This window comes from Ralstonia mojiangensis (assembly GCF_023955645.1).
Taxonomy (GTDB): Bacteria; Pseudomonadota; Gammaproteobacteria; order Burkholderiales; family Burkholderiaceae; genus Ralstonia; species Ralstonia mojiangensis.
Window position 1 is genome coordinate 363,903 of sequence record NZ_JAMXHU010000002.1, and the last position, 26,277, is coordinate 390,179.

Below are 26,277 nucleotides of genomic sequence, written 5' to 3' on the forward strand. Positions count from 1 at the left end.
TTTGCGGCGGTTTGGCGATGCGGAGTCGCCCAGGCTAGACAGCTTCAGGCAGCGAGCGCAGTGATGCCGGCGCGCGGCAACGCGTCCTCCACCAACGCACGCATCGACTCGAGCACGGCCGATTGCGGCATCAGCCCGAAGTTGTGTAGCGCCATCACGTGATCGACGCCCATGTCGGACAGCCGCGCGAGCTTCTCGGCCACCGCGTCGGGCGTGCCGAACAGCGACAGGCCGCTCGCCAGCACATCGCCGTAGGTTTGGCGGCGCGCATAGAGGCGCGTGGCGACGTACAGATCGAACGCGTCGGCGGCCGTCGCGCGCACCGCGGCTTCGGTCGGGCCCACGTGCGTGTGCAGCGCGACGGCTGCCATGCCGCGCGTGTCGGCAATGCCCGCTTCGGCCAAGCCGCGCCGGTAATCGTCCATCAATGTGCGGATGTCGTCGAAACTGTCGACCGAGGCATACGGCACGAACAGCATGCGCCGGCCCTGCCGGCCAATGTGATACGCCGCTTCGCGCCGCAGGATCGCCACGTGGATCGGCACGCGGGCCTGCACCGGCAGAACGTTGAGGCGCACGTCGCGCAGCGTGTGGAACTGGCCCGCGTGGTGCACGCGCTCACCGGAAAGCAAGCGCTCGACGAGCATCAACGCTTCATCAAAGCGCTCGCGCTTGATGGCGGGGTCGACGTCGTAGCCTTCGAACTCGTGCTTGAGGTAGCCCGAGCCCACGCCCAGCGACAGCCGCCCGCCGGAGAGCGCATCGACCATCGCGTAGTTCTCAGCCACGGTGGCGGGATGATGGAAGGTGAGGATCGAGATGGCCGTGCCCAGCCGCAGGCGTTGCGTCTGGGCGGCCAGATGCGAGAGAAAGACCGCCGGGTTGGGAACGGCGCCGTACTCGTGAAAATGATGCTCGGCCACCCAGAAGGTGTCGTAGCCGAGCGCTTCGGCATGACGCGCCTGGGCGATGACGTCTGCGTAGAGTTGCGGCAGACTGCGGGGCCGGTCGGGGTAGTGGTCCTGCACGGAAAAGATCGACAGCTTCATGGCGTCTCCAGGTTCGGGGTCTTTTCCAGCGCGCAGGGCCGCCGCGCCGGTTGTATCTTTTTACGTAACGCGTATCTTATAAAGCGACACCCGAGACTTCAAGATGCCCATCGACGCCCCCCTGCCCCTCGATACATCGTCGGACGAACCGCCCGCAGAAGACGCCGCGCCTGAACGCACCAGCGCCGGCATCCAGTCCGCCGAGATCGCGCTGACCGTGCTTTCGGCGATGGCGCATGCCGGTGGCGCACACGCCGTCTCAGAGCTGGGCCGGCAACTTGGCATGCCGCGCGCAAAGGTTCACCGCTATCTGGTGTCGCTGGAACGCATGGGTTTTGTGGAGCAGAATCCTGCCTCGGCCCGCTACCGGCTGGGCTCACAGGCATTGCAGGTCGGGCTGTCGGCGCTGTCCGACGTGGATTTCGTGCGTGAGGGCAGCAACCTGCTGCCCAAGCTGGCCGAGCGGCTGAACGAAAGCGTGTTTCTGTCGATCTGGACCGCGCGCGGCCCCGTCATCGTGCGCTGGGAAGACAGCGGCCGGCCGGTGGCAGTCAACGTGCGGGTTGGCTCGGTCATGCCGCTGCTGAACTCGGCCACGGGCCAGGCGTGCGCCGCGTGGATGCCCGAAATCCAGATCGTCTCGCTCATCGACCGCGAACTGCGCGGCCCCGGCGCCGGCAAGGCTGGCCTGACCGACTGGCTGAACTGCCGCGCGCGCTGGCAGGCGGTGCGGCAGGAAGGCGTGGCGCGCATCGGCGGCACATTGGTGCACGGCATCGATTCAGTGGCCGTGCCGGTGCTCGATTCACAAGGCAAGCTGGCGGGGGCCATCACGGCGCTGGGCTTGTCCAGCGTGTTCGATTCCAGCCTGGAAGGGCCCGCCGCGCGGCTGCTGCGCGAGGCCGGGCGGACGCTGTCGCTGCGCCTGGGGTATCACGGGCAGGCGCTGACGGCCGGTGCCGCTGCGCCAAAGCGGGGGCGCCGTCCGAAGACGGCACCCGAATCCACGTAAGCCTTACGCTTGCGTGCCCGGGGCAACGACTTCCTGGTCGATCGCCCCGAAAATCGACACGCCATTGGCGTCGAACATCTCGATCTTCACGGTGTCGCCGTAGCGCATGTATTCGGTGACGGGCGCGCCGGATTCAATGGTTTCCAGCATGCGTTTCTCGGCGATGCACGCGTACCCCTTGCTGCGGTCCACATTGGAAATCGTGCCGGAACCGACGATGCTGCCCGCGCGCACGTTGCGCGTCTTGCAGATATGCGCGATCAGCTGGCCGAAGTCGAACACCATGTCGGTGCCGCACTCGGGCTGGCCAACCTTCTTGTTGTTCCAGCGCACCGTCATCGGCAGATGCACCTTGCGTTCACGCCAGGCGCCGCCCAATTCATCGGGCGTGACGGCCACGGGTGAGAACGACGTGGCCGGCTTGCTCTGGAAGAAGCCGAAACCCTTGCCCAGCTCCGCCGGGATCAGGTTGCGCAGCGACACATCGTTGGCCAGCACGATCAGGCGGATGCCCTCGGTAGCGGCGGCCGGCTCGGTGCCCATCGGCACGTCACCGGTGATGACGGCCACCTCGGCCTCGAAATCGATGCCGAACGCTTCGCTGCGGCAGACGATGGGGTCATGCGCGCCGGCCAAGTCATCCGAGCCGCCCTGGTACATCAGCGGGTCGGTCCAGAACTCGGGAGGCATCTCGGCGCCGCGCGCCTTGCGCACCAGTTCGACGTGGTTCACATAGGCCGAGCCATCGGCCCATTGATACGCGCGCGGCAGCGGCGCCATGCAGTTTGCGGCGTCGAAAGCAAACGGGTGGCGCGCACGGCCCGCGTTGAGTTGATCGTACAGATCCTGCAACTGCGGTGCATGGAAGGCCCAGTCGTCCAGCGCGCGCTGCAGCGTGCCGGCGATGTGCGTGGCGAAGTGAGCGGTCTTCAGGTCGCGCGAGACCACGGCCAGCTGACCGTCGCGCGAGCCATCCTTGAGGGTGGCGAGTTTCATGTGCGTTGTATGAAAAAAGGCTGCGCGGATGGTACACCTTGCATCGGCTAAACTGGCCCGAACCGATCCATCACCCCTCACCATGTCACCGCTGCCCGCCGACACCGATCTCGACCTGGAGTCCGATGCCGATGGCGAGCTGGATGCGCCCGCGCGCTCGGGCATCCAGTCCATCGAAGTCGGCTTCCGGCTGCTGGAAGTGCTCACGCACACCGATGGCCCGATGATGCTGCGCGACCTGGCGCGTGCCGCACCCATGAACCCCGCCAAGGCGCACCGTTATCTGGTGAGCTTTGCGCGCCTGGGTCTCGTCACACAAACGCCCGAAGGCCGTTACGACCTGGGGCCGTTCGCGCTGGAAATGGGTCTGGTGAGCCTGAACCGGCAAGACCCGATGCGCCGCGCCCGACCCGCAGCCGCCGCGTTGCGCGACGAGATCGATCACACCATCGGCCTGGCCGTCTGGGGCAACCAGGGCCCGGCCATCGTCCACTGGGAAGAAGCCAGCCATCCCGTGACGGTCAGCCTGCGCCTGGGCGACGTGATGCCGATGCTGAACTCGGCCACCGGCCGCGTGTTCGGCGCTTACTTGCCGCGTGCGCAAACGCGCTCGTTCATCGAGCGGGAACTCGACCGCATAACGGCAGCAGGGAATACCCCGAGCGCCGAGAACCCCGAACTGCCGCAAACACTCGAAGCCTACGACGCCATCTGCGCCGACGTGCGCCAGCATGGCGCTTCGCGCATCCACGGCGGCGTATTGCCGGGCATCAACGCGATGTCGCTGCCTGTGTTCGACGCCAACGGCCAATTGTGTCTCGTGCTGATCGCGTTGGGCGCACAAAGCACCTTCGACACCACTTGGAGCAGCCCGCTGGAGCGGCGCTTGCGGCTGGCCGCACAACAGCTTTCCGCCGATCTTGGATACGTTGCACCCGACGCCCCGCAATCCTGACGAACTGAATACCGACCGCGAGCAACCCCGCAGGCGTCGCTTCTACCGGCTTGGCCGGTTCGGGCTCGTGCTGCTGGCCGTCCTCGTGCTGCACGTCATTGCCGTCGTGTGGATCGCGCGCAGCCGTCAGGTGACGTGGCCGCCGGCGCCGGAGCAGATCATCCCCGCGCTGTTGCTGCATCCCGAGCCCGTGCAGCCGCCAACACCCCCGGCTGCGCCCAAGCCCCGCCCGGCGCCGCCCCGTCCGCGTGCTCAGACCCCGCCTGCTCCGGCGCCGACACCTACGTCGCCGGCGCCTGATCTGGCAAGCATGGATCCCTCCGAGTTCACGAGCGCTGGCGCTCAAGCCTCGGGCGATACCGGCGTGGTCAAGGATCTGAGCGGCGAAGGCCCGAGCGGACCGCCTGCCCTGCCGGGCGACGCGTTCTCGCTGCCGCCGTCGACCACGCTGCGGTACGCCACTTACGTCAACGGCGTGCGCAACGAAGATGGCGTGATCCGCTGGGCCACCGATGGCAAAACTTACACGCTTGCCGTGGAAATTCCGTTGCCACTGTTCTTCGGCACGCTCGCCTTTCGCAGCGCGGGCACCGTTGGCACATATGGCCTGACCCCCACACGCTACGAAGAAGTGCGCGGGCGCCGACAACCCGACGTGACGACGTTCCATTACGCGGCGGACTCCATACCGGCATCCGGCGCACAGAGCGCGCCCACGGTCACTTTCACCCGTTCGCCGGCCGTGCTTCCGTTGCCCGAGGGCACGCAAGACCGCTTCAGCGTCTTCCTGCAATTGACCGGCTTGGCGCGCGGCGGCCCCGCGCGCATCGCCAGCCCGGGCCTTACGCTGGAATTCCCGATCGCCGATACCGACAGCGTGGAAGTCGCCCGCGTCCAGCATGTCGGCGAGGAAACCATCGACACCCCGAACGGCACGATTCGTGCACAACACTTCATACGACTGCCGCGCCGTGCAGATGACAAACGGCGTGTAGAGATCTGGCTGTCTGCCGATCACGGTTGGCTCCCAGTACGCCTGCGCCAGACCGAGCCCAACGGCATGCAATTCGATCTGGTCTACCAGTCCCAGGAAGGAGGCTGACATGGACGCCAACGCCCTCTCCAACTCCGGCACGGTGCGCGCCAACGGCATCGATATCCACTACCGTACCGACGGCGCAGATGGCTCATGGGCCGTGCTTGCGCACGCGCTGGGCGTGGACCACCAGTTGTGGGACAGCATCGCCCAACGCTTGGCCAGCCGCCACCGCGTGCTGCGCTATGACGCACGTGGCCATGGCAAGACCAGCGCGCCGCACGGCGCCTACACGTTGTTCCAATTGGCGGATGATGCGGCCGGCCTGCTTGATGCGCTGTCGATTGAACAGGCGCATTTCGTTGGCCTGTCGATGGGCGGCATGGTGGGGCAAATTCTGGGGGTACGGCACGCGCATCGGCTGCTCTCGCTCACGCTGTGCGACACCGTGTGCTACACGCCGATGTCAGCGCACGCCATGTGGGACGAACGCATCGGCCAAGTCGAAGCGCACGGCATGAGCGGCATTGTCGAACCCACGATCCAGCGCTGGCTGACCACGCCGTTTCGCGAAGCCCATCCCGACGTGGTGGAACGCATTCGCGAGTTGCTGCGCGCCACGCCACCGCACGGCTATGTCGGTGCATGCCTGGCCATCAAGGCGCTCGACACACGCAGCTCGCTTGCGCGCATCGCTTGCCCAACGCTCGTCATGACGGGTGAACAAGACACCGGTGCACCGGTGGAAGTAGCGCAGGAGATCGCCTCGCACATCCCCGACGCCCGTTTGAAAGTGATTCCCGACGCAGCACACTTGACCCCTATCGAACAGGAGGAGGCCTTTCTCGCCGATCTGGATGAGTTCTTCGGGCACGCGGGATGCGGGAGCCAATGTGACACGCCATAAGGCCTGCTTGCCTTGTCGATAGTTGCAAGCGCCCCGCACACGGCCCGTCGTCTACCCGCCAAATGGCGGAAGGCCGGTTGCTTCTTTCGATGCAGGAGCGGAAAGGTCTTGTTACGCGATCACAACGCACGTCACACATTTCGCCTCGCGTTCGCGAACTTTGTGACCGATCATGAAGCCCAAGGAGCAGATGGGCATAACGGTCAGGTGGCGGGAGTTGATCGGCCCTTGAAGTCGTGTTGGTGGGCCCCATCTACCCGGTGCAGCAGTAGAGCAGTCCCCACAACAGCAAGACGATTGACGCCTCGGAGGTGCACCATGCAGATGATCTACAACAGCGACAACTACTGTGTTGTTGAGTTCGGTGTAGACGGCCAACACGCCATGCTGGCAGCGGGCGGCTACGAGATCGTGGACAAGAACCTCAAACGCGAGATCTTTCTCGGCGGCGAGCTGGCCGAGCATTTCCGCGAGGATGTGAAAAAGCTGATCGCCAGCGAGCCCACCGTTGAAGAAGTCGACGACTTTCTCGGCAAATTCGACACGGTGATGACGCAGCCGGTGACGATGCACTGACCTACCGCGCGGGCAGGATCGCCCGCCAGACGGATCAACAAAAAACGCCCGGAGCATGGCGCTGCCGGGCGTTTTTTCATGTGTCGATCGGCTATCGGGTCGATAGCGTCCTTCTAGCATTGCTCCCACGGCAGGCCGGCATGACGCCAGCCGTTGAGCGTATTGCGATGGCGCGTGCTGTCCAGGTCTCCCTCGAAGCCGTGGCGCACGACATAGACATCACGGAAACCCGCCTCTTCCAGTGCCTGCGCCGCAGCGGCTGAGCGATTGCCGCTCCGGCAGATCAGGACAATGGGACGCTCGACGCCATGGCCGGTCAGTTTGCGCACGGTCGGCACGAACTCGGGGTTCACCTCCCAATGCGGGCCGTCGTTCCACGAGACATGATGGGCGCCGGCCGGATGGCCCACGAACAGGTGTTCCATTTCACTGCGGCAGTCGACAAAAAGCGCCGCGGGCGTACGCTCCAGGAAGGCGTGGGCGTCTGTAGGATCGAGCAATTGCATGGCGGGCGTCAGGGCGGACAAATGGCGTGATGTGGATTATAGGAGCGCGATTGCCCACAACAGCGGCAAGTCATTGATGCGACTGGTAAAATTCACCTTTGGCCGCAAATTCTGAATATTTGACCGGCCGCAGCACCTCGGAGTCCCTCCCCATGACCGCGCCCCTGCCCTACACCCGTGCCGCCAACCTGCCCGCGCTGCTGCGCGAGCGCATCCTGATCCTGGACGGCGCGATGGGCACCATGATCCAGCGCTACAAGCTGACGGAGGCGCAATACCGTGGCGAGCGCTTTGCCGACCATCCGATCGACGTGAAGGGCAACAACGAGCTGCTGGTGCTCACGCGCCCCGACGTCATCCGTGAAATCCACGAGCAGTACCTGGCGGCCGGCGCCGACCTGATCGAAACCAATACCTTCGGTGCGACGACCATCGCGCAGGAAGACTACAAGATGGCGGAGCTGGCTTACGAGATGAACGTCGTGGCCGCCCGCCTGGCACGCGAGGCCTGCGACAAATACAGCACGCCGGACAAACCCCGCTTCGTGGCCGGTGCCTTCGGGCCGACGCCCAAGACCGCCAGCATTTCGCCCGACGTGAACGACCCGGGCGCACGCAACGTCAGCTTCGACCTGCTGCGCGATGCGTATTACGAACAGGGCAAAGCGCTGCTCGAAGGCGGCGCGGACGTGTTCCTCGTCGAGACGATTTTTGACACGCTCAACGCCAAGGCGGCACTGTTCGCCATCGATCAGCTGTTCGAAGACACCGGCGAGTGCGTGCCCGTGATGATCTCCGGCACCGTTACCGACGCCTCCGGCCGCATTCTCTCTGGCCAAACCGTGGAGGCCTTCTGGAACAGCCTGCGCCACGCCAAGCCGATCACCTTTGGCCTGAACTGCGCGCTGGGCGCCGCGTTGATGCGTCCGTACATTGCCGAGCTGGCGAAGATTTGCGACACGGCCGTCTCGTGCTACCCGAATGCCGGCCTGCCCAACCCGATGAGCGACACCGGCTTCGATGAAACGCCTGAGGTCACTTCCAGCTTGGTCGACGAGTTTGCGTCGGCCGGCCTGGTGAACCTGGTGGGCGGTTGCTGCGGCACGACCCCAGAGCACATCAAGGCGATTGCCGACCGCGTGGCGAACCGCAAGCCGCGCGCATGGCCGGGCCAGTACAAAGAAGCCGCTTGAGTTCAGCCATCGTTCCCGCCATCGACATGACCGCGCGCATCGACAGCACCATTCCCGTGCTGGCCTCGCTGGACCTGCAGGAGTCAGCCCGCTTCTATACGGAGCGGCTTGGCTTCAAGCAGGAACTGATCGCAGACGACTACCTGATCGTCAGCCGCGATGGCGCTGAGATCCATTTCTGGCTGTGCAACGAGCGCCGCATTGCCGAGCACACCTCGTGCTACCTGCGTGTGCCCAGCACGCAGGCCCTGTTTGAAGAATTCACCGCGCGCGGGCTGGAGCTCGCGCCGCCGGCGGTGCGTCCGTGGCGCATGAAAGAGCTCTACGTGATCGACCCGCATGGCAACCTGTTGAAGCTCGGCGAATACGCCGCCGCCTGACCGAACCCCGCACATCATGACCGACCACTCCATGCGCCCCATGCGTCTTTCGGGCCTCGAACCGTTCAACATCGGCGAGGACACGCTGTTCGTCAACGTCGGCGAGCGCACCAACGTCACCGGGTCCAAGGCGTTCGCGCGCATGATCCTGAACAGCCAGTTCGACGAGGCGCTGGCCGTGGCACGCCAGCAGGTCGAAAACGGCGCGCAAGTCATCGACATCAACATGGACGAGGCGATGCTCGATTCCAAGGCGGCGATGGTTCGCTTCCTGAATCTGATCGCCTCGGAGCCCGACATCGCGCGCGTGCCGATCATGATCGACTCGTCCAAGTGGGAGGTGATCGAGGCCGGTCTGAAGTGCGTGCAGGGCAAGGCGATCGTCAACTCAATCTCGCTCAAGGAAGGCGAAGAACAGTTCGCGCACCATGCCAAGCTGATCAGGCGCTACGGCGCGGCCGCCGTGGTCATGGCTTTCGACGAACAAGGCCAGGCAGACACGTTCGAGCGCAAAACCCAGATCTGCAAGCGCAGCTACGACTTCCTGGTGAACCAGGTCGGCTTTGCCCCGGAAGACATCATTTTTGATCCGAACATCTTCGCGGTCGCTACCGGCATCGAAGAGCACAACAACTATGCCGTCGACTTCATCGAAGCGACGCGCTGGATCAAGCAGAACCTGCCGTACGCGAAGGTGAGCGGTGGCGTGTCGAACGTATCGTTCTCGTTCCGCGGCAATGACGTGGTGCGCGAAGCGATCCACACCGTGTTTCTGTACTACGCGATTCAAGCGGGCATGGACATGGGCATCGTCAACGCGGGCCAGTTGGGCGTGTATGAAAACCTCGACGCCGAGCTGCGCGACCGCGTGGAAGACGTGGTGCTCAACCGCCGCCCAGATGCGACCGATCGCCTGCTGGAAATTGCCGACCGCTACAAGGGCGGCGGCACCAAGCGCGAAGAGAACCTCGCCTGGCGCCAGGAGCCGGTGGAAAAGCGCCTGGCCCACGCGCTCGTGCATGGCATCACCGATTACGTGGTCGAAGACACAGAAGAAGTTCGTCAGAAAATCTTTGCAGCCGGCGGGCGCCCGATCCAGGTCATCGAAGGCCCGCTGATGGACGGCATGAACATCGTCGGCGACCTCTTCGGCGCCGGGAAGATGTTCCTGCCGCAGGTGGTGAAGTCCGCCCGCGTGATGAAGCAGGCGGTGGCGCACCTGATTCCGTTCATCGAAGAAGAGAAGCGCCAGATTGCAGCGGCCGGCGGCGACGTGCGCTCACGCGGCAAGATCGTTATCGCCACGGTCAAGGGCGACGTGCACGACATCGGCAAGAACATCGTCACCGTCGTGCTCCAGTGCAACAACTTCGAGGTCGTGAACATGGGCGTGATGGTGCCGTGCAACGACATCCTGGCAAAAGCGAAAGTGGAAGGCGCGGACATCATCGGGCTGTCGGGCCTGATTACGCCGTCGCTCGAAGAGATGGCCTACGTGGCATCGGAAATGCAGCGCGACGAATACTTCCGCGTGAAGAAGATCCCGCTGCTGATCGGAGGCGCGACGACAAGCCGCGTGCATACCGCCGTGAAGATCGCCCCGAATTACGAAGGTCCGGTGGTCTACGTGCCGGACGCTTCGCGCTCGGTGAGCGTGGCGTCGAGCCTGCTGTCGGACGAAGGCGCCGCGCGCTACGTCGAAGAGCTGCACGCGGATTACGACCGCATCCGCACCCAGCACGCCAACAAGAAGGCGCAGCCGATGGTGTCGCTGGCCGCCGCGCGCGCCAACAAGACCAAGATCGACTGGTCGAACTACACGCCGCCCAAGCCCAAGTTCATCGGCCGCCGCGTGTTCAAGAACTACGACTTGAACGAGCTTGCGCAGTACATCGACTGGGGCCCGTTCTTCCAGACGTGGGACCTGGCCGGCAAATTCCCGGACATCCTCAATGACGAGATCGTGGGCGAATCGGCTCGTCGCGTGTTCTCCGACGGCAAGAGCATGCTCGCGCGGCTGATCGCCGGCCGCTGGCTCACGGCCAACGGCGTGATCGCGCTGCTGCCGGCCAATACCGTCAACGACGACGACATCGAGATTTACACCGACGAATCGCGCTCGGAAGTTGCGCTCACCTGGCGCAACATCCGCCAGCAGAGCGAGCGGCCGATCATCGACGGCGTGATGCGCCCGAACCGCTGCCTGGCCGATTTCATCGCGCCCAAAAGCACCGGCATTGCCGATTACATCGGCCTGTTTGCCGTGACGGGCGGCATCGGGGTCGAAAAACGCGAGAAACAGTTCGAAGCCGACAACGACGACTACAGCGCGATCATGCTCAAGGCCCTGGCCGATCGCTTTGCCGAAGCCTTTGCCGAGTGCCTGCACGCCCGCGTGCGCCGCGACCTGTGGGGCTACGCCTCGGCGGAAACGCTCGACAACGACGCGCTCATCCGCGAGGAATACAAGGGCATCCGCCCCGCGCCCGGCTACCCGGCCTGCCCGGAGCACACGGTCAAGCGCGACATGTTCCGCGTGCTCGACGCGCAGGAGATCGGCATGAACCTGACCGAAGCGCTGGCGATGACCCCCGCTGCATCGGTATCGGGCTTCTACCTGTCGCACCCGGACAGCACGTACTTCACGCTGGGCAAGATCGGCCAGGATCAGGTGGACGACATGATCGCCCGCAGCGGCGAAGACCGCGCCTTTGTGGAACGCGCCCTCGCGCCGAATCTCTGATTCTGTGACAAGACGTTTAAGACATGGTGTGATCCACACTGTGTCTTACGTCCGCAAACCCTTGCCGGCATTGGCTTTGGCGGGGTTTCAAGAGGGGCGATGCTTACATTACAAAGGCTTACACCCCCTAACAGTCGTAACCGGAAGGGCTCCATAGACTGAACCCATTCACTCAACACACACAGAGTGATGCCGCGACGAATCCTTCGCGTGGCCGTTCAGAACGAAAGGAGTCTCTTCCATGAACAAGCTGCTGATCTCCCTGTCCGCCATCGCCATCGCTGCTGCTTCGGCTTACGCCAACGCGCAAACTCCGTCGGCCGGCGCATCGCTGCAAACCAATGGCACGGCTGCCGTGGCTCCGGTGCAAGGCAATACCGGCGCGGGCTTGAAGGCCGATGCCGGTGCCAAGCTGGACACCGAGTCCGCCAAGAGCCAACTGAACACGAAGGCTGAGCACGGCGCCAAGGCCGCGCACGAACACAAGGCCAAGGCAGAAGCCGGCGTCGACAAGACCGCCGATAAGGTCGGCAAGTCGGTCAGCAAGACGGAAAAGTCGGCAGAGAAGTCGGGCAAGGCTGCCAAGGCTGAGACCACTCCTGGCCTGAGCGCCGACGCCGGCGCAAACGCCACGGCCACTACCCAGACCAAGTAACACTTCACAACGCGGGATAGCTGGGCACAGTCCAGCACATCCTAGCGACCCGGGGCGGAACTCTTCCGCCCCGTTTTCTTTGGCCGCACGCGCTCAGGCACATGGATTGCTCATTGGCAGGCATCTACATGTTGCGACTCATGCACATTCCCGAGGTCTTTTATGGAAACGCCAACAACTCCCTCTGAGCGCGCCAGCACGAGGAGCCCCGTTTCGGCGCAACAGTCCGATACAATTGCCGTCGTATCGAACCAACAAGCGCAGCGCGCGGAGCCGGGCAGCCCGCCCAGCGCGCTCATAAGGAGCAGCATGATTCGCGTCCTGATTGCGGACGACCATGAGATCGTCCGTGCCGGCCTTCGACAGTTCCTGTCGGAAGAGCGGGACATCGAAGTCGCGGGGGAAGCGGCCAGCGGGGAAGAGGTGATGGAGCAACTCCGCACCGGCGCCTTTGACGTCGTGGTGCTCGACATTTCCATGCCCGATCGCAACGGCATCGATACCCTCAAGCTGGCTCGCCAGCGCCACCCCGATCTGCCGGTGCTGATCCTGTCGACCTTCCCGGAAGACCAGTACGCCATCAACCTGATTCGCGCGGGCGCATCGGGCTACCTGACCAAGGAAAGCGCGCCGGATGAGCTGGTGAAGGCCATTCGCACCGTGTCGCAAGGTCGTCGCTATGTCAGCCCGACGGTGGCCGAGCTGCTGATTGGCGGTCTGGAAAAGCCGACCGATCAACCCCTGCACCAGACACTTTCCAAGCGCGAATTCCAGATCTTCTGCAAGCTGGCGCGCGGACAATCGGTATCGATCATCGCGGAAGAGCTGTTCCTGAGCGTCAAGACGGTGAGCACCTACCGCACGCGGATTCTGGAAAAGATGGGCATGAAATCCAATGCCGATCTGACGTATTACGCCATCAAAAACGGCTTGGTCGAGTAGCACCCGGTTGGGCGCCAAACCGCCTCGGCGCGCCGCAAACCCAACTGGCATGTAGGACAACGCCTGATACCACCTCGGCAACCCGCTGGCTAACATCAACCCATGCTGGATCAAGCCGTCACCCTCTCCACCCGTGGCCTGCGCGTCCTCCTGATCGAGGACTCCCCCGTGCTTCGCGGCATGGTGCTGGAATACCTCAAGGCTTCCGCCTTCGTGGCGACGGTCGAATGGGCAGACACCGAAGACTTGGCGCTGGGCCTTCTCGGACAGGGCCACTACGACGTCGTGATCGTCGACCTGCAATTGCGGCAGGGCAATGGCTTCAAGGTCCTTCAAACGTTGCGCGATCAAGCGTCGCCCAGCGTGCGCATCGTCTATACCAACCACGCGCAGGTGCCGACCTACCGGCAGCGCTGCTTTGAGGCAGGCGCAAACTATTTCTTCGACAAATCGCTCGAGCTCGACAAGGTGTTCGAGGTGATCGAAGAGCGCGCCGGCGTCGGCCGCCCCCGCCAGCAAGCCGCCCAGCATTTCCATCCCTGAGATTCTTCGCGCCCGCCGCGTCTGCCGTCGTGGCGCGCGCCCAACGCCATTTCTCACCCCAAGGAGCGTTCGATGAAGACCTTGTGTGCCGCATTTGCAGTCACGTGTATGTTCCTGGCCGGCTGCAACACCATGGCCGGTGCCGGCAAGGACATCCAGACCGGTGGTCAGAAGCTGGAGAACTCGGCCGACAACGCTAAGCAGAAGATGTAACGCCAGCGCCAGCTACGCCGGCATCAAAAACAGAAAGCCCCGCGATGGGGCTTTTTGTTTGGGCGTTGGCATCACCCGGGCGGCTTACACCGTCGCGCCTCCGTGGCCCGGCGCGGGCGCAATACCGCCAGTCAGCGCCTGCATGCCCGACGGTTCGTTGGCCGCACCTCGGTCGAACACGGCATCGCTGGGAGGCAGCTCGACGATGATCGTCACTCCGCCGCCAGGCATTGAATCGATGACGAGCGTGCCGCCCAGCGCAATGGCGCGCTGCTCCATCCCCAGCAGGCCGTGATGGCCGACCATGCGGCGCCGCTCGATATCGGCCGGGAAGCCGCGGCCGTTGTCGCGCACGCGCAAACGCACGCCCTCGTCATCCACATCGAGCGCCACCGACACCGTGGTCGCATGCGCGTATTTCGATGCGTTGGTCAGCGACTCCTGCACGATGCGGTACAACGCGATGGCCGCATCGTCAGTCAGCTTGGGCATGTCGTCGGGCAGGCTCACTTCCGTATGCCAGCCGTTGCGCGTGCCGACGTCCTCCGTCAATTGCGAGAGCGCCTCCACCAAACCCAGGTTAAGCAGGATCGTCGGGCGCAGGTCTTCGATCAGGCGGCGCTTGATCTGGATGCCCTGATCCACGTGCGCCATCACGCGTGTGATCTTTTCGCTCACCGCGGGCTCGCTGGCGTGAATGCGTGAGCGCAGCCAATGCAGATCCATCTTGGTGGCGGTAAGGATGGCGCCCAACTCGTCATGCAGCTCGCGCGCAAGGCGCGTCTTCTCGTCTTCAGTCACGCGCTGCAAGTGGGCGGCCAAGTCGGACAACTGCCGCGTGCGCTCGCGCACCATGCGATCGAGTTTCTGGCTTTCCTCTTCGGCCATGTCGCGCTCGCGCTCGGTCAGGGCGAGGCGCTTGGCGTGCTGCATGCCCAGCACCACCAGCAAGATGATGTTCACCGCCGTGATCAGCGCAATGCCGTAGCGCGACAGCGCCAGATCGCGCTCGGCGTGTTCAAGGCTGCGGGCCACGGTGGCAATCTCGCGCTGGCGAAGCCGGTCCAAACCTTGCCGCACAGCTTCCATCGATGCCTTGCCGAAATCGGTGCGCACAAGATCGAGCGCCACTTCCAGGTCGCGCTTGCCGTAGATCAGCGTGAGTTCCATCTCGGTGAGCTTGCGGCTCACCTGCAGCGCCGTCTCGGAGAACAGCTTGAGCGCGTCCGGATCGTTGGCGTAGTGATCGCGAATTTCTGCCATCAACGCGTGGATGTGCGGGATGGCCTTGTTGTACGGATCGAGGTATTCGTCCTTGCCCGTGAGCAGAAAACCGCGCTGCCCGGCCTCGGCGTTCACCAGCTCGGCAAGCAGTTCGTTGATGGCGGTTTCAGCCTGCTGCGACTGAATCACCTGCCGATAGCCCTGGCTCAGGCGGATGTTGCCCGTCTCCGAGGCAATCAGCACCCCGAGCGTCAGCAGAATGCCGCCGGCGAGCAGCAGAGTGGAGCGCAAGGATGACCGCATGGCATGCAGACCCATAGGAAACGCGTCAAACCGCCCGACGCGGCGCGCGTTGCGTTTGTGTTTTTTTGGCAATTCGGATGATACCGCGTGGGCGCGCCGCGCGACACTTGGGACGCACCCCGGTCAGGCACGCGATGTGCGTGGGAGTACGCCACAGGGCGCCGGCCTCACGCAATTTCGCCGCTGCCCTGCATTCCATCCATCCGAACCGGAGACGACAACATGCTGAAATGGGCACTCATCTTCGCCATCATTTCCCTGGTGGCCGGCGTTCTGGGCTTTACCGGCGTTGCCGCAGGCGCGGCGAGTATCGCCAAGGTCCTGTTCTTCATCTTTGTGGTGTTGTTCGTGCTGTTTCTGGTGCTGGGCGTCACGGTCTTCAAAGCGGTCGATTAGTGCAGAAGACCCACGCGGGAGCGCGGCCCGTGTCTTGCTAAACCATTTGGCATGCGGCCCGCTTTCGCAAAAGCCGAAATCGCACCCCAACCACCCGCGCCGCCGGTGCGTGCCTCCCGCGGCGCCACGATGAGGAGCTTCACCATGTCACTCTTTGCCAGCCAACGCATCCGAAGCCGAATTGACGACGTCAATGATCGCGCGCACCGCGCCATGAACAGTGCCAGCGACGCCGTCGACCACGCACGCTACGCTGCTCGCCCCGCCGTCGAAGACGTGCAGAGCCTGCTGCGATCGCTCGAAAACGCCATCCATACTCTGACCGACGAAGGCAGCACCGAAGCCCGGCGCGCCAGCCGCACGCTGCATGCGCGTGCCGACCAACTGCGCCAAGCCGCCAACGACCGCGCCCAGCAAGCCCGCGAACGCATGGACTGGGCGCTCGATCGCACGGAAGAAACCATTTCCGCGGCGCCCTTCAAGTCTGTTGGTGTAGCCGTGGCGATTGGCGCAGCGATCGGGCTGGTCGTGGCGCTGGCCGGCGGCAGCAGCCGACGCGACGCCAGCGAATGAACCCATCCCGCCAATCACCCCGCAGGAGCAACCACATGAGCCGGACCAACGTCGCCGCCCCCTCGGAAAGCGGCTTCCTCACCGACATCAAAACCTTGCGCGAACGTGCCCGCAAGCACATCGAAGAAGGCGCGGTGACCGAAGACTACAAAGCCGATCGCGAGACCGTGCTGCGGCTGCTGAACGAGGCGCTGGCCACGGAGCTGATCTGCGTGCTGCGCTACCGGCGCCATCACTTCATGGCCAAGGGCATCAACGCGGAACCGATCGCCGCAGAATTCCTGGTGCACGCCAACGAGGAACAGGCGCATGCCGACAGCATCGCCACGCGCATCGTGCAACTGGGCGGCGAGCCCAACTTCAACCCGGAAGGCCTGTCCACGCGCAGCCATTCTGAATACGTGGAAGCCGACGGCCTGCTCGACATGATCAAGGAGAACCTGGTGGCCGAGCGGATCGCGATCGACAGCTACCTCGAGATGATCCGCTACATCGGGGATCGAGACCCCACCACCCGGCGGGTACTGGAACAGATTCTGGCCGTTGAGGAAGAACACGCGGACGAACTGTCCGACATGCTCCACGACCAATAACGCAAACGCAGCAGGACGAGACACCGGCCAACGCGCCAGCCCCCCCTCCCCCGCTCCCGGCCCCCCGTGGCCGGATGCCCGGACCGCCCCGTTTGGCGGCCGGGCATTTTTTTGGGCCTGCGCCCGAAACTCAAACGCCCCAGAGCACGCTGGACTTTTCGACCAGCGATTCTTCCAGCATGTGCAGCAGCGGATAGGCGCGCTGGCCGAGATGCGGCGGCTCTTCTTCGCCGTCTTCGTCCAACTCGGGCGCCGAGAGTTCGGCCACCTTGATATGTGCCTGGTGCGTGTCATCCTTGATGGCGCGCTTGAGGCGATCGATGGCGTGGGGCATTTCTTCGGGCGTGATGACACCGCGCTCGCCCAGCGTCTTGCCGATCACGCCCAGCAACACCATGGCGAGATCCTTCTGCATCGAGAATTTTTGCGAAGCGTGCGAAGTAAAGGTGATCATGATTTCTTGTTTCCCTTGGTTGGGTGGGGGAGCCGCTGATTGCCATGACTGGGGGCGGATACCTCTGAGACCGCGGCTCACCTGATAAAATTTCGTACTTTTCCCCGAACAACGCAACTGGCGGCGCCAGAACTGGATTTCAATCCATTTCAGCACTGCCGGCGTCATGGTTTCTTTATGCTGCCCTCCCACAAACAGACGATCGCCCAATTGTTGTCCGACGCAGTCGGCTCCCTGCTGCCCGAGGGCCAAGCCCGACCGGAGATCGTCCTGGAGCGCCCCAAGCAGGCCGCGCACGGCGACATCGCCTGCAACGTCGCGCTGCAGCTCGCCAAGCCGCTGGGCACCAATCCGCGCGAGCTGGCCGGCAAGATCGCCGATGCCATCCGCGCCGATGCCCGCGGCCAGCGCCTGGTGTCCGCCGTTGAGATCGCGGGCCCCGGCTTCATCAACCTGCGCCTGTCGGCCGCCGCGCGCGCCGACGTGATTGCCGCCGTCTTTGCCGAGGGCGACCGCTACGGCGCCGCCAATACGCATGACGGCGCGCCCGTGCTGGTGGAATTCGTCTCGGCCAATCCGACCGGTCCGCTGCACGTCGGCCACGGCCGCCAAGCCGCGCTGGGCGATGCGCTGGCGAGCCTGCTCGACTGGCAAGGCCACAAGGTCCACCGCGAGTTCTATTACAACGACGCCGGCGTGCAGATCCAGAACCTGGCTGTCTCGGTACAGGCCCGCGCGCGCGGCCTCAAACCGGGCGACGCCAACTGGCCCGAAGCCGCCTACAACGGCGACTACATCGCCGACATCGCCGCCGATTACCTCGCAGGCAAGACGGTACGCGCCTCCGATGGCGAACCGGTGACGGGCGAGCGCGACGTCGAAAACATCGAAGCCATCCGCCGCTTTGCGGTGACGTATCTGCGTAACGAGCAGGACATCGACCTGCAAGCCTTTGGCGTGAAGTTCGACCGCTATTACCTGGAATCGTCGCTCTACACCGAAGGCAAGGTGCAGCAGACGGTGGACGCGCTCGTTGCTGCCGGCAAGACGTACGAGCAGGAAGGTGCGCTGTGGCTGCGCACCACCGACGACGGCGACGACAAGGACCGCGTCATGCGCAAGTCCGACGGCGCCTACACCTACTTCGTGCCCGACGTGGCGTACCACACGACCAAGTGGGGGCGCGGCTTCACGCAGGTCATCAACGTGCAGGGCAGCGACCACCACGGCACCATCGCTCGCGTGCGCGCCGGCCTGCAGGGCCTGAACATCGGCATCCCGAAGGGCTACCCCGATTACGTCCTGCACAAGATGGTCACGGTGATGAAGGACGGCGCCGAGGTCAAGATCTCAAAGCGCGCCGGCTCGTACGTGACCGTGCGCGACCTGATCGAATGGTCCAACGGTGACGCCGACAGCGAAGCCGGCGTCGACACCATCCGCGCCTGCGTGGACGCCGGCGAGCCGAACTGGCCCGCGCGCTTCACGCGTGGCCGCGACGCCGTGCGCTTCTTCCTGCTGTCGCGCAAGGCCGATACCGAATTCGTCTTCGACGTCGATCTGGCGCTCAAGCAGAGCGATGAGAACCCGGTGTACTACGTCCAGTACGCCCACGCGCGCATCTGCTCGGTGTTCGAGCGTGCCGGCGTTGACGCCGCCTCGCTCACCAGCGCTGATCTCGCTGCAGTGACGGGCCCGGACGTCAGCCCGCAGGCGACAGCCCTGGTGCAACGCCTGGCGGCATTCCCCGACATGCTGGCCGACGCCGCACGCGAACTGGCGCCGCACGCCGTGGCGTTCTACCTGCGCGACCTCGCGGGCGATTTCCACGCGTTCTACAACGCCGATCGCGTGCTGGTCGACGACGAGGCCGTCAAGCGCGCCCGTCTGGCGCTCCTGGCCGCCACGCGTCAGGTGCTGCGCAACGGGTTGGCAGTGATTGGCGTGTCTGCGCCGCAAAAGATGTAAATGCGCACGATTTGGCATCACACGGCGCTCTTATAATCGGGCGCTTCTAGAAGGATCGACATGGCACGCAATACGCAATCTTCCCGTGCCCGCTCGCAACGGGGCGGCACGTTTCTGGGTCTGGTGCTGGGCTTGATCGTCGGTTTGGCGATCGCCGTGGTGGTGGCGGTGTACATCACCAAGGCCCCGGTGCCGTTCGTGGCGCGTGGCGGCGCGCAACCCAAGCCGAGCGAAGCGGGCAACGTAGTCAATACACTGCCGACGCCGGTGCAACCCGCGCCGCAAGCCAGTGCCCCGCAGGCGGCGGACCCGAACGCGCCGCTGTGGAGCCGCGTACCGGCCAAACCGGTCGATCAGGCCGCCGAGCAGAACAATCCGCCGCCGGGCATCACCATCCACCCCGCCCAGCCAAGTTCGGCCCCGCAGGTGGCAAGCGCGCCAGGCGCCAAGCCGCCCAAGCCGCCGGTCACTGCCTCCAACGAGAAGCCGGTGACGGACCCGATTGCCGAGATTGCTCGCCAGGATGCCGCCAAGACGGGCTATTTCCTGCAAGTTGGTGCTTACAAATCCTCCGAAGACGCTGAGCGCCAGAAGGGCAATCTGGCCATGCAAGGCTTTGAAGCCAAGGTGACGCAGCGCGAGGTGAACGGCGCCACCATGTATCGCGTGCGCCTGGGGCCGTTCAACTCGCTCGACGAGATGACCGCCGTGCGCAGCCGTCTGCAGTCGACAGGCGTGGAATCGTCGGTCATCCGCTTCGCCCGCCAGTAACGTGAAGTCCGTGCAGCCCGCTGTGAACCCGGCGGGCTGTGATCGGTCAGAAACCTGAGATTCAGTTACGCTGACACCCGCGTCGAGCGGTTCGGCGCCCGATTTCGCTGGTTTTTCCGTTGCTTCGTCCAGTTAGCCGTCTAATCCGTCGTCCATTCACCATGAAAAAACTCGCTGCTTTCCTGATCGCTCTCGCCACTGGCGCCGGCTTCCTGATGACCGCACCGGCAAATGCCGCACCGACCGCCGGCAAGGAATACAAAGTGCTGCAAACGCCGCAACCCGTGCCCGCAGGCAAGATCGAAGTGACGGAGTTCTTCTGGTACGGCTGCCCGCACTGCTATGACTTTGAAAACACCTGGACGGCGTGGGTCGCCAAGCAAGGCAAGGATGTGGTGATCAAGCGCGTGCCAGTGGCCTTCAATGCCAAGCTGGAGCCGCATACCCGCATCTATTACACGCTGGAAGCGCTGGGCAAGCTCGACGCCAAGGACGCCAGCGGCAAGACGCTGCATGACCGCGTGTTCGACCAACTGCACAAGAACTACCGCTCGATGTCCGAACTGGATGACATCGCCAAGTTCATGGCCGCCAACGGCGTCGACGAGAAGCAATTCCGCGACACCTACAACTCGTTCAGTGTGAACGCCAATACCAAACGCGCCGCGCAACTGGCCGACCAGTACAAGATCGAAGGCGTGCCGACCGTGGTCGTGCAGGGCAAGTACACCACGTCGCCGGCAGATGCAGGCAGCAACTTGGGCGCAGCCCAAACGCTCGACTACCTCGTCGATCAGGTGCGCAACCGCAAGATGTAACGGATTGCCGCGTTTCCGGGCATCTGCCCGGGCGTGACACCGCCATCGACGCCCGCCCCTGTGCGGGCGTTTTTTGTGCGTCGCCCTTCTACACACCAACAGGACATCGACATGAGCGAGATCGTCTTCATCACGGGCGCTTCCAGCGGGATCGGCCAAGCCTTGGCACGTCAGTACGCAGCGCAGGGCGCCACGATCGGGCTGACCGCACGGCGTGTCGACGCGCTCCATGCGTTTGTGCAGACGCTGCCGGCGGCTCTCCAGGGTCGCTGCCATTGCTACGCCGCCGACGTGCGCAGCACCGATTCAATGCGCGACGTGGCCAACGCCTTTATCGCCACAGTTGGGCTGCCCGATGTGGTGATCGCCAACGCCGGCATCTCGGTCGGCACGGACTTGCGCGAACCCGGCGACCTGAAAGCCTTTGCCGTCGTGATGGAAACCAACTGGATGGGCGTGCTCAACACGTTCCAGCCGTTCGTCGGGCCGATGCTCGCACGCGCCAAACCTGGGCGGCCCGGCGGCACGCTGGTCGGCATTGCCAGCGTGGCGGGCGTGCGCGGGCTGCCGGGTGCGGCGGCGTACAGCGCCTCCAAATCGGCGGTGATCAAGCTGATGGAGAGCCTGCGCGTGGAGTTCAGCGCGCTTGGCCTGCGCGTGGTGACAATCGCCCCCGGCTACATCAAAACGCCGATGACCGAACACAATCCCTATCCGATGCCCTTCCTGATGCCGGTGGACCGCTTCGCGCAGAAAGCCGCGAATGCGATCCATCGCGGCGTGCGCTTCACGGTGCTGCCATGGCAGATGGGCATCGTCGCCAAGCTGCTGCACGTGCTGCCGCGCGGGCTCTATGACTTTGCGTTTGCGCGCGCCAGGCGCAAACCCCGCAACCCCGAGATTTCGTCATGACTTACACCGATGCGGCTGGCCTCGCCCACGCCCCTGTCGACACCACACCGCGCATCGCCAGCCTGGTGCCTTCGATTACCGATCTGCTGTTCTCGCTTGACCTGGGCGATCAGCTCGTCGCCCGCACCGGCTTCTGCATCCATCCGCGCGAAGCGGTACGCAACGTACCGAAGGTCGGCGGCACCAAGACCGTCAAACTCGACAAGTTGCGCGAGCTGGCGCCCACGCACGTCATCGTGAACATTGACGAGAACACGCGCCCGACCGTCGACAAGCTGCGCGAATTCATCCCGCACATCATCGTCACGCATCCTTGCTCGCCGGAAGACAACCTCGCGCTATACCAACTGCTGGGCGGTATCTTTCGCCGCGAAGCGCAGGCGCAAAAGTTATCGGATGCGCTCACGCAGGAGCTGGAGGCGCTGCGCGGCCGCCACTTTCTGCCGCACCGCGTGCTGTACGCCATCTGGCAAGACCCGTGGATGACGGTATCGCGCGACACGTACATCTCGCGCATGCTCCAGCTCGTGAACTGCCATACGTGGCCGGACGACCCTGCGCCCGTGCAATGCGGCACCGACAAGAGCGGTAATTGCGCCCGTCCCAACCGGCCGGACACGCGTTACCCGACGTTCCGCTGGACCGATGAGGTGGTGCGCAACATCGACTGCGTGCTGCTCTCCACCGAGCCTTACAGCTTTACCGAAGAGCATGTCGACGCGCTGGAAAAGCAGATCGGCAAACCGGTCTATCTGGTCGATGGCGAAATGGTGTCGTGGTACGGCAGCCGCGCGATCGACGGCGTGCGGTATCTCGGGCAATTTGCGAAGACGCTACGTTAGGTCTTCCAGCGGTGCACAAAAAAAGAACCCGCCAATTGGCGGGTTTTTTGTTGGCCGCAGCGATGCGTTATCGCTCGAACCCATAGTCGTACTCCACCTTGGCAATGCGCAGGTGGTACGACGCGTACCACTGCTCGCGCCCCAGCTTCTGCGCGGCAAGGTGGTCGCCCTGGTTCTTCCACTCGCGAATGGCCTCCAGCGACGACCAATACGACACGGTGATGCCCGGTCGCCCCTGGTCGCCGGCCAGTTCATCGCGTACGGACTCGATGCCGAGAAACCCCGGCATACTGCGGCCCAACTCCACCATGCGGTCGGCCATGGCGCCGTAGCCGTTGTCGCCGTCGGTGCGGGTGGAGGAAAAAATCACCGCGTAATACGGCGCGGTCGGCGTTTGCGCGGGAAACGGCAGGACGACGGCGCTGTCGTCGAGAACGTCATGCTGGTCAGCCATGGGCGGCTCCGTTGAAAGGCACGGGTTATTGAGTTTATGCAGCTGCGTGGAATCGAACGATACCGTCCGCGCCGGTTTCGCGCACCAGTTCGCCGCGATGCCACAGCGCGTGCAGGTGGGCAAGCGCCTCGCCCATCGCGAAGGTCATCTGATGCACATCGAACTGGCGCTTGAAGATGACGTTGACGATGTCGCGTGCCGATTGCGGCGCGGCCTTGCACGCAGCCAACGTTTCAGCCAGTCGATCGGCATGGTGGTCGCGTAGTTGCTGGATGCGCGTATGCAGCCCGCGGAACGGTCGCCCGTGCGACGGCAGGATCAGCACGTCGGCCGGCAGCGGCTCGTACTTGCCCAGCGAATCCAGATACAGCGTGAGCGAATCCGCTTCGGGTTCCAGATCGAACACGCTCACGTTGGTGGAAATGCGCGGCAAAACCATGTCGCCGGAAATCAGCACGTTGGCATCTTCACTGTAGAGAGCGACATGTTCGGGCGCGTGGCCGAAGCCGGTAATGACGCGCCACTGGTGCTGGCCGACGGCGACGACGTTGCCATCCATCAGGCGACGGTACTGGCTCGGCACGCCGGGCACGAGCGTGCTGTAGTAATCCTTGCGGTTGCGGATGCCTTCGATCGAGGTCGGGTCCGTCAAGCCGTGGCGCTCGAAATGGCGCGCGGCAAATTCACCGCCGGCGTTCGACGCGCCCGTGCCGCCTACCAGCATTCGCGCGAAGGCGTAGTCGCCCAGGCTCATCCACAGGCGCACGTTCCAGCGCTTTTCGTCGCCGCCTTCGCACAGCCAGTTCGAGAGGCCAACGTGGTCCGGATGGCAGTGCGTGACCAGCACGCGCAGCACCGGCAGGCCGTCGAGGTGGTTCGCGAAGATCGTTTCCCAGTACCCGCGAATTGCTTCGTGGTTGATGCCGCAATCGACGATCGTCCAGCCATCTTGTCCGTCCTGCCGATCACGTAGCAGCCAGAGGTTGATGTGATCGAGCGCAAACGGCAGCGGCATGCGCAGCCAGTAGACGCCGGGGGCGACTTCAAACCGCGTGCCGCCTTCGGGAAGCGTGTCGCCAAAGGGATAGTCGAGTTGGTGTTCGAGCGCGTTCATGGGGATGTGGTCTCGGTCGCCGCCTTTGGGTGCTTCGGGGCGGTCTTTGCGATTGCGGTTTGGCTTCATTGACGCTAACGTAAACGTCAATTCGCCGCCGGTCATCCATCTTAAGCGAAAACTTAATGTCGCTGTCCGGCGTGCGCGTGTCATCACACCTCTGCCGTTACTCCGTTCCCCGCCGTATGTCTGCCTCTACTCCGTCTGCCGCCGCTGCGCTCGCCGCCGATCTTGAATCGGGCGATGCCGGCGAACTTGCCGACGCAAGCTTCACCATCACCGACCTTGCCCGCGAGTTCGACATCACGCCGCGCGCCATCCGCTTCTACGAAGACCAGGGCCTGCTGGCGCCGGATCGCCAAGGCCCGGGCGGGCGTCGCCGGGTGTATTCCGCCGGCGAGCGCACGCGCCTGAAGCTGACCCTGCGCGGCAAGCGGCTCGGCCTGTCGCTAGGCGAGATCAAGGAGATCCTGGATCTGTATGAGTCGCCGCGCGACACGGTGCCGCAACTGGAGCGCTTCCTGGCGTCGCTGGCGCAACACCGTGCGGTGCTTACGCAGCAACTGGAAGATCTGAACGCCCAACTGGCCGAGATCGACCAGCATGAGCGCCAGTGCCGTCGCTTGCTGGTAGACGCGCAGGCCGGAACAGGCAAGCCGCCCAAGCGACGCAAGGCCGCCTGATTCCGCAGATCTACGTAATGGCCAGTCATTGACGTTTACGTAAACGTCAATACAATACGCAACACCTTGAAGCACCCTTCCGGCAGCGGTGCGCCCACCACAAGCGGCGCGCACCGCACAGCGCCAGACCACTTACCCGAGACAACGCGGCTTGAGCCGCGCCCAAGGAGACCACCATGATTGATCTGCCCGGCCTGAAATTCGACTTGGGCGAAGACATCGAGATGCTGCGTTCGGCTGTGCGCGATTGGGCGCAGGGCGAACTGGCACCGCGTGCCGGCGAAATCGACCGCACCGACCAGTTCCCGATGGATGCGTGGCGCAAGATGGGTGAGCTGGGCGTGCTCGGCATCACGGTGGCCGAGGAGTACGGCGGCGCCAACATGGGCTACCTGGCGCACATGATCGCCATGGAAGAAATCAGCCGCGCCTCGGCGTCGGTTGGCCTGTCGTATGGCGCGCACTCGAACCTGTGCGTGAACCAGATCCACCGCAACGGCACGGCGGCCCAGAAGGCCAAGTACTTGCCCAAGCTGGTGTCGGGCGAATGGGTCGGTGCCCTGGCGATGAGCGAGCCGAATGCCGGTTCTGACGTCGTCAGCATGAAACTGCGCGCGGAGCTGAAAGGCGACCGCTACGTGCTCAACGGCACCAAGATGTGGATCACCAACGGCCCCGACTGCGACGTGCTGGTCGTCTACGCCAAGACCGAGCCCGAACTGGGCGCGCGCGGCATGACGGCGTTCATCGTCGAAAAGGGCATGAAGGGCTTCTCGGTGGCGCAGAAGCTGGACAAGCTCGGCATGCGCGGCTCGCACACGGGCGAGCTGGTGTTCGAGAACGTGGAAGTGCCGGTGGAAAACATCCTCGGCCAGGAAAACGGTGGCACCAAGGTGCTGATGAGCGGCCTGGATTACGAGCGCGCGGTGCTCTCCGGCGGCCCGATCGGCATCATGCAAGCCTGCATGGACGTGGTCACGCCGTACATCCACGACCGCAAGCAGTTCGGCCAGAGCATTGGCGAATTCCAGCTCATCCAGGGCAAGATGGCCGACATGTACACCACGCTGCAGGCATGCCGCGCGTACCTGTACACGGTGGGTAAGAACCTTGACTCGCTGGGCCGCGACCACGTGCGCCAGGTGCGCAAGGACTGCGCTGGCGTGATCCTCTACACCGCCGAGAAGGCCACCTGGATGGCCGGCGAAGCCATCCAGATCCTGGGCGGCAACGGCTACATCAACGAATTCCCGGTCGGCCGCCTGTGGCGCGACGCCAAGCTGTACGAAATTGGCGCCGGCACGTCGGAAATCCGCCGAATGCTGATCGGTCGGGAGCTGTACGCAGAGACGATGTAACGGGCGGGAGCAGGCGGGCTGGTGGCACGGGGCCATCAGCCAAACGGATAAGGAGGCGCAACGGTTTCAGGACGCGAACACGGCACCGAAGACCCTACAATCTAGGTC

29 protein-coding genes are annotated in these 26,277 nt (G+C 64.1%); 22 read left to right on the plus strand and 7 right to left on the minus strand.

What is annotated here, in order from left to right; all coding sequences use genetic code 11:
* Positions 1-44 precede the first annotated feature (44 nt).
* Positions 45-1,049: an LLM class flavin-dependent oxidoreductase gene (locus NG898_RS08465; protein WP_252691908.1), complete on the minus strand. Its 1,005-nt coding sequence runs from the start codon at positions 1,047-1,049 to the stop codon at positions 45-47.
* Positions 1,050-1,152: 103 nt separating this feature from the next.
* Between NG898_RS08465 and NG898_RS08470 the strand changes: the two genes are divergently transcribed.
* On the plus strand, positions 1,153-2,061 hold the full coding sequence (locus NG898_RS08470; protein ID WP_252691909.1) for an IclR family transcriptional regulator: 909 nt from the start codon (positions 1,153-1,155) through the stop codon (positions 2,059-2,061).
* Positions 2,062-2,064: 3 nt separating this feature from the next.
* Here the strand turns inward: NG898_RS08470 and NG898_RS08475 are convergent, their stop codons facing one another.
* Positions 2,065-3,057, minus strand: coding sequence for a fumarylacetoacetate hydrolase family protein (locus NG898_RS08475; RefSeq protein ID WP_252691910.1), 993 nt, complete (start codon positions 3,055-3,057; stop codon positions 2,065-2,067).
* An 82-nt stretch (positions 3,058-3,139) separates the two neighbouring features.
* Here NG898_RS08475 and NG898_RS08480 point away from each other — a divergent pair, with 82 nt between their 5' ends.
* The 4 genes from NG898_RS08480 to NG898_RS08495 all read left to right on the plus strand — a co-directional run bounded on the left by NG898_RS08480 (position 3,140) and on the right by NG898_RS08495 (position 6,531).
* The gene (locus NG898_RS08480) at positions 3,140-4,012 is read left to right on the plus strand and encodes an IclR family transcriptional regulator (protein ID WP_252691911.1); all 873 of its coding nucleotides are present in this window, start codon (positions 3,140-3,142) and stop codon (positions 4,010-4,012) included.
* On the plus strand, positions 3,978-5,114 hold the full coding sequence (locus NG898_RS08485) for a DUF3108 domain-containing protein (protein WP_420803686.1): 1,137 nt from the start codon (positions 3,978-3,980) through the stop codon (positions 5,112-5,114). Before NG898_RS08480 ends, NG898_RS08485 begins: the two co-directional genes overlap by 35 nt.
* 1 nt (position 5,115) lies before the next feature.
* A complete protein-coding gene (pcaD, locus tag NG898_RS08490) occupies positions 5,116-5,955 on the plus strand; it encodes a 3-oxoadipate enol-lactonase (protein WP_252691912.1) in 840 nt (279 codons plus the stop codon).
* Between the two features lie 318 nt (positions 5,956-6,273).
* On the plus strand, positions 6,274-6,531 hold the full coding sequence (locus NG898_RS08495) for a BTH_I0359 family protein (RefSeq protein ID WP_012760982.1): 258 nt from the start codon (positions 6,274-6,276) through the stop codon (positions 6,529-6,531).
* A 113-nt stretch (positions 6,532-6,644) separates the two neighbouring features.
* Here the strand turns inward: NG898_RS08495 and NG898_RS08500 are convergent, their stop codons facing one another.
* A complete protein-coding gene (locus NG898_RS08500; RefSeq protein WP_252691913.1) occupies positions 6,645-7,037 on the minus strand; it encodes a rhodanese-like domain-containing protein in 393 nt (130 codons plus the stop codon).
* A 152-nt stretch (positions 7,038-7,189) separates the two neighbouring features.
* On the opposite strand from NG898_RS08500, the gene NG898_RS08505 reads away from it, so the two are divergent.
* From NG898_RS08505 to NG898_RS08535, 7 genes are all read left to right on the plus strand, one after another.
* On the plus strand, positions 7,190-8,230 hold the full coding sequence (locus tag NG898_RS08505; protein WP_252691914.1) for a homocysteine S-methyltransferase family protein: 1,041 nt from the start codon (positions 7,190-7,192) through the stop codon (positions 8,228-8,230).
* A gap of 26 nt (positions 8,231-8,256) precedes the next feature.
* Positions 8,257-8,610, plus strand: coding sequence for a bleomycin resistance protein (locus NG898_RS08510; RefSeq protein WP_092973792.1), 354 nt, complete (start codon positions 8,257-8,259; stop codon positions 8,608-8,610).
* Between the two features lie 16 nt (positions 8,611-8,626).
* Positions 8,627-11,353 (plus strand): methionine synthase, encoded by a 2,727-nt coding sequence (gene metH, locus NG898_RS08515; protein WP_252691915.1) that lies wholly within the window; start codon positions 8,627-8,629, stop codon positions 11,351-11,353.
* A 241-nt stretch (positions 11,354-11,594) separates the two neighbouring features.
* Positions 11,595-12,008 carry a hypothetical protein gene (locus NG898_RS08520; RefSeq protein WP_252691916.1) on the plus strand — a complete coding sequence of 138 codons (414 nt, stop codon included), beginning with the start codon at positions 11,595-11,597 and terminating at the stop codon, positions 12,006-12,008.
* A gap of 309 nt (positions 12,009-12,317) precedes the next feature.
* Entirely contained in the window at positions 12,318-12,950 is a 633-nt protein-coding gene (locus NG898_RS08525) for a response regulator (RefSeq protein ID WP_009277190.1), read from the plus strand.
* A 102-nt stretch (positions 12,951-13,052) separates the two neighbouring features.
* The gene (locus tag NG898_RS08530) at positions 13,053-13,493 is read left to right on the plus strand and encodes a response regulator (protein WP_092973603.1); all 441 of its coding nucleotides are present in this window, start codon (positions 13,053-13,055) and stop codon (positions 13,491-13,493) included.
* A 72-nt stretch (positions 13,494-13,565) separates the two neighbouring features.
* Complete coding sequence (locus NG898_RS08535) at positions 13,566-13,706, plus strand: entericidin A/B family lipoprotein (RefSeq protein WP_092973605.1); 141 nt, start codon at positions 13,566-13,568, stop codon at positions 13,704-13,706.
* An 84-nt stretch (positions 13,707-13,790) separates the two neighbouring features.
* On the opposite strand, the gene NG898_RS08540 is transcribed toward NG898_RS08535, so the two are convergent.
* Entirely contained in the window at positions 13,791-15,233 is a 1,443-nt protein-coding gene (locus NG898_RS08540; RefSeq protein WP_252691917.1) for a sensor histidine kinase, read from the minus strand.
* A 222-nt stretch (positions 15,234-15,455) separates the two neighbouring features.
* Between NG898_RS08540 and NG898_RS08545 the strand changes: the two genes are divergently transcribed.
* The 3 genes from NG898_RS08545 to NG898_RS08555 all read left to right on the plus strand — a co-directional run bounded on the left by NG898_RS08545 (position 15,456) and on the right by NG898_RS08555 (position 16,795).
* Positions 15,456-15,629 carry a DUF1328 domain-containing protein gene (locus tag NG898_RS08545; protein WP_092973607.1) on the plus strand — a complete coding sequence of 58 codons (174 nt, stop codon included), beginning with the start codon at positions 15,456-15,458 and terminating at the stop codon, positions 15,627-15,629.
* A gap of 144 nt (positions 15,630-15,773) precedes the next feature.
* Positions 15,774-16,202, plus strand: a complete 429-nt coding sequence (locus NG898_RS08550; protein ID WP_252691918.1) for an ElaB/YgaM/YqjD family protein — start codon at positions 15,774-15,776, stop codon at positions 16,200-16,202.
* Positions 16,203-16,237: 35 nt separating this feature from the next.
* Positions 16,238-16,795, plus strand: coding sequence for a ferritin-like domain-containing protein (locus NG898_RS08555; RefSeq protein WP_252691919.1), 558 nt, complete (start codon positions 16,238-16,240; stop codon positions 16,793-16,795).
* 130 nt (positions 16,796-16,925) lie between these two features.
* Here NG898_RS08555 and NG898_RS08560 read toward each other — a convergent pair whose 3' ends face one another.
* Positions 16,926-17,249 carry a DUF1840 domain-containing protein gene (locus NG898_RS08560; protein WP_024976829.1) on the minus strand — a complete coding sequence of 108 codons (324 nt, stop codon included), beginning with the start codon at positions 17,247-17,249 and terminating at the stop codon, positions 16,926-16,928.
* Between the two features lie 177 nt (positions 17,250-17,426).
* On the opposite strand from NG898_RS08560, the gene argS reads away from it, so the two are divergent.
* The 5 genes from argS (at position 17,427) to NG898_RS08585 (ending at position 22,560) form a co-directional block, all read left to right on the plus strand.
* Entirely contained in the window at positions 17,427-19,217 is a 1,791-nt protein-coding gene (gene argS, locus NG898_RS08565; RefSeq protein ID WP_252691920.1) for an arginine--tRNA ligase, read from the plus strand.
* A gap of 60 nt (positions 19,218-19,277) precedes the next feature.
* Positions 19,278-19,988, plus strand: coding sequence for an SPOR domain-containing protein (locus NG898_RS08570; RefSeq protein WP_252691921.1), 711 nt, complete (start codon positions 19,278-19,280; stop codon positions 19,986-19,988).
* A gap of 161 nt (positions 19,989-20,149) precedes the next feature.
* Positions 20,150-20,806, plus strand: coding sequence for a thiol:disulfide interchange protein DsbA/DsbL (locus NG898_RS08575; RefSeq protein WP_252691922.1), 657 nt, complete (start codon positions 20,150-20,152; stop codon positions 20,804-20,806).
* Positions 20,807-20,917: 111 nt separating this feature from the next.
* Positions 20,918-21,718, plus strand: coding sequence for an SDR family oxidoreductase (locus NG898_RS08580; protein WP_252691923.1), 801 nt, complete (start codon positions 20,918-20,920; stop codon positions 21,716-21,718).
* On the plus strand, positions 21,715-22,560 hold the full coding sequence (locus tag NG898_RS08585; RefSeq protein ID WP_252691924.1) for a helical backbone metal receptor: 846 nt from the start codon (positions 21,715-21,717) through the stop codon (positions 22,558-22,560). Before NG898_RS08580 ends, NG898_RS08585 begins: the two co-directional genes overlap by 4 nt.
* 67 nt (positions 22,561-22,627) lie before the next feature.
* On the opposite strand, the gene NG898_RS08590 is transcribed toward NG898_RS08585, so the two are convergent.
* Together NG898_RS08590 and NG898_RS08595 are read right to left on the minus strand one after the other, a co-directional pair.
* Entirely contained in the window at positions 22,628-23,014 is a 387-nt protein-coding gene (locus tag NG898_RS08590) for an antibiotic biosynthesis monooxygenase family protein (protein ID WP_045202377.1), read from the minus strand.
* Positions 23,015-23,048: 34 nt separating this feature from the next.
* The gene (locus tag NG898_RS08595) at positions 23,049-24,128 is read right to left on the minus strand and encodes an MBL fold metallo-hydrolase (protein ID WP_252691925.1); all 1,080 of its coding nucleotides are present in this window, start codon (positions 24,126-24,128) and stop codon (positions 23,049-23,051) included.
* Between the two features lie 185 nt (positions 24,129-24,313).
* Here NG898_RS08595 and NG898_RS08600 point away from each other — a divergent pair, with 185 nt between their 5' ends.
* Positions 24,314-24,811 (plus strand): MerR family transcriptional regulator, encoded by a 498-nt coding sequence (locus NG898_RS08600; RefSeq protein ID WP_252691926.1) that lies wholly within the window; start codon positions 24,314-24,316, stop codon positions 24,809-24,811.
* A gap of 176 nt (positions 24,812-24,987) precedes the next feature.
* The gene (locus NG898_RS08605) at positions 24,988-26,169 is read left to right on the plus strand and encodes an isovaleryl-CoA dehydrogenase (protein WP_004633702.1); all 1,182 of its coding nucleotides are present in this window, start codon (positions 24,988-24,990) and stop codon (positions 26,167-26,169) included.
* Positions 26,170-26,277 lie beyond the last annotated feature (108 nt).

Bases quoted from the DNA above. Each gene is read 5' to 3' on its own strand.
- NG898_RS08475 (WP_252691910.1), bottom strand. From the start codon at position 3,057: ATGAAACTCGCCACCCTCAAGGATGGCTCGCGCGACGGTCAGCTGGCC.
- NG898_RS08550 (WP_252691918.1), top strand. From the start codon at position 15,774: ATGTCACTCTTTGCCAGCCAACGCATCCGAAGCCGAATTGACGACGTC.
- NG898_RS08540 (WP_252691917.1), bottom strand. From the start codon at position 15,233: ATGCGGTCATCCTTGCGCTCCACTCTGCTGCTCGCCGGCGGCATTCTG.
- NG898_RS08570 (WP_252691921.1), top strand. From the start codon at position 19,278: ATGGCACGCAATACGCAATCTTCCCGTGCCCGCTCGCAACGGGGCGGC.
- NG898_RS08560 (WP_024976829.1), bottom strand. From the start codon at position 17,249: ATGATCACCTTTACTTCGCACGCTTCGCAAAAATTCTCGATGCAGAAG.
- NG898_RS08555 (WP_252691919.1), top strand. From the start codon at position 16,238: ATGAGCCGGACCAACGTCGCCGCCCCCTCGGAAAGCGGCTTCCTCACC.
- NG898_RS08465 (WP_252691908.1), bottom strand. From the start codon at position 1,049: ATGAAGCTGTCGATCTTTTCCGTGCAGGACCACTACCCCGACCGGCCC.
- NG898_RS08545 (WP_092973607.1), top strand. From the start codon at position 15,456: ATGCTGAAATGGGCACTCATCTTCGCCATCATTTCCCTGGTGGCCGGC.
- NG898_RS08600 (WP_252691926.1), top strand. From the start codon at position 24,314: ATGTCTGCCTCTACTCCGTCTGCCGCCGCTGCGCTCGCCGCCGATCTT.
- NG898_RS08470 (WP_252691909.1), top strand. From the start codon at position 1,153: ATGCCCATCGACGCCCCCCTGCCCCTCGATACATCGTCGGACGAACCG.
- NG898_RS08605 (WP_004633702.1), top strand. From the start codon at position 24,988: ATGATTGATCTGCCCGGCCTGAAATTCGACTTGGGCGAAGACATCGAG.
- metH (WP_252691915.1), top strand. From the start codon at position 8,627: ATGACCGACCACTCCATGCGCCCCATGCGTCTTTCGGGCCTCGAACCG.
- NG898_RS08580 (WP_252691923.1), top strand. From the start codon at position 20,918: ATGAGCGAGATCGTCTTCATCACGGGCGCTTCCAGCGGGATCGGCCAA.
- NG898_RS08590 (WP_045202377.1), bottom strand. From the start codon at position 23,014: ATGGCTGACCAGCATGACGTTCTCGACGACAGCGCCGTCGTCCTGCCG.
- NG898_RS08520 (WP_252691916.1), top strand. From the start codon at position 11,595: ATGAACAAGCTGCTGATCTCCCTGTCCGCCATCGCCATCGCTGCTGCT.
- NG898_RS08525 (WP_009277190.1), top strand. From the start codon at position 12,318: ATGATTCGCGTCCTGATTGCGGACGACCATGAGATCGTCCGTGCCGGC.
- NG898_RS08575 (WP_252691922.1), top strand. From the start codon at position 20,150: ATGAAAAAACTCGCTGCTTTCCTGATCGCTCTCGCCACTGGCGCCGGC.
- NG898_RS08505 (WP_252691914.1), top strand. From the start codon at position 7,190: ATGACCGCGCCCCTGCCCTACACCCGTGCCGCCAACCTGCCCGCGCTG.
- pcaD (WP_252691912.1), top strand. From the start codon at position 5,116: ATGGACGCCAACGCCCTCTCCAACTCCGGCACGGTGCGCGCCAACGGC.
- NG898_RS08495 (WP_012760982.1), top strand. From the start codon at position 6,274: ATGCAGATGATCTACAACAGCGACAACTACTGTGTTGTTGAGTTCGGT.
- NG898_RS08585 (WP_252691924.1), top strand. From the start codon at position 21,715: ATGACTTACACCGATGCGGCTGGCCTCGCCCACGCCCCTGTCGACACC.
- NG898_RS08500 (WP_252691913.1), bottom strand. From the start codon at position 7,037: ATGCAATTGCTCGATCCTACAGACGCCCACGCCTTCCTGGAGCGTACG.
- NG898_RS08510 (WP_092973792.1), top strand. From the start codon at position 8,257: ATGACCGCGCGCATCGACAGCACCATTCCCGTGCTGGCCTCGCTGGAC.
- NG898_RS08595 (WP_252691925.1), bottom strand. From the start codon at position 24,128: ATGAACGCGCTCGAACACCAACTCGACTATCCCTTTGGCGACACGCTT.
- argS (WP_252691920.1), top strand. From the start codon at position 17,427: ATGCTGCCCTCCCACAAACAGACGATCGCCCAATTGTTGTCCGACGCA.
- NG898_RS08480 (WP_252691911.1), top strand. From the start codon at position 3,140: ATGTCACCGCTGCCCGCCGACACCGATCTCGACCTGGAGTCCGATGCC.
- NG898_RS08535 (WP_092973605.1), top strand. From the start codon at position 13,566: ATGAAGACCTTGTGTGCCGCATTTGCAGTCACGTGTATGTTCCTGGCC.
- NG898_RS08530 (WP_092973603.1), top strand. From the start codon at position 13,053: ATGCTGGATCAAGCCGTCACCCTCTCCACCCGTGGCCTGCGCGTCCTC.